This is a genomic window from Pseudomonas sp. PSB11 (assembly GCF_014596605.1).
Classification (GTDB): Bacteria; Pseudomonadota; Gammaproteobacteria; order Pseudomonadales; family Pseudomonadaceae; genus Aquipseudomonas; species Aquipseudomonas umsongensis.
The window spans coordinates 1-1088 of the sequence record NZ_NOIO01000072.1; the positions used below are offsets into that span (position 1 = coordinate 1).

General features: G+C 54.0%; 1 protein-coding gene. It reads left to right on the top strand.

What is annotated here, in order from left to right:
* Positions 1-215 precede the first annotated feature (215 nt).
* Positions 216-1088: IS110 family transposase (locus tag CGA21_RS29705; RefSeq protein WP_188265690.1), on the top strand; the 873-nt coding region annotated here is incomplete at its 3' end.

Here is a 1088-nt window from a genome sequence, read left to right on the forward strand (position 1 = left end):
GCAGGCTCGCTTGTATGGTAGGACTTGAAGGGAGGAGGAGGGACAAGGCTCGATTCTGACTGTTGACGCAGTACAGACTGTGGGAGAGTTCGCCCCTCCTCCTTTCACCCAAGCGCCGATAAAGAATGCATCTGGCCTAGACCGACGATAGGAACAAGCCTGCGCCTCTGGGTGAGCCCTTCAAGTGCTTAAAACCTTATCCCGGAGGAAAACCTATGGCAATGCCGGTTTCTGTTTCAAAGCCGATCGTGGGCGTGGATGTCGCCAAGAAAGAATTGGTGATTTATCACGCCGAACTGGACCTGCTTGAAGAGATTCCCAACAACAAAACCAGCATCAACAAGTGGTTAAAGGACTTGCCGGGGAGTGTGGCTATTGCTGTTGAAGCCACCAACATCTACCACCTGGAGTTCGCTGACCTGGCCTTTGAGGCCGGCTGCGTGATTTACATGGTGGGCGGCTATGAGCTCAAACATTACCGAGAAGGTGTGAAGGTCCGTGCCAAAACCGATGCATTGGATGCCAAACTGCTTGCTCGCTATCTGAAGAACGAGCATGAAGAACTTCACCCATGGACGCCGCCGACACCGCTGTATCGCCAACTCCTGAGTCTTTTTCGCCGCCGGGCGGCCTTGGTCCAGGCCAGGGTCGGCCTAGTGCAAAGCTGGTCGAATGAGCCCTTGCTGAAGGCTGCTTTTTCCGAGCAAATAAAGTCCATGCAGCAGCTTGAGACGCTGATCGAAAAGACGATCAACGATCAGCTGAAAGAAGCCGGTTTGCTGGGTCAGTTGAAGCGTTGCCTGAAAGTTGAAGGGGTTGGATTTTTGACTGGCGCCCGCTTGCTCACGGCGTTCCACCGCGGAGACTTCCGAAACGCAGATGCCTTTATCGCCTTTCTTGGAATGGACTTGCGGGTGTCAAAATCAGGGCAAAAAGATGGTCGCCGAAGTTTGACCAAGCGAGGCGATCCAGAAGCCCGCCGCCTTCTGCACAATGCGGCTATGTCGGCGAGTCGAACCGAAGCCTGGAAAGGGTTTTACCAAGAACAAAGAAATCGGGGTTTCAGCACCACTCAAGCCCTGGTGATG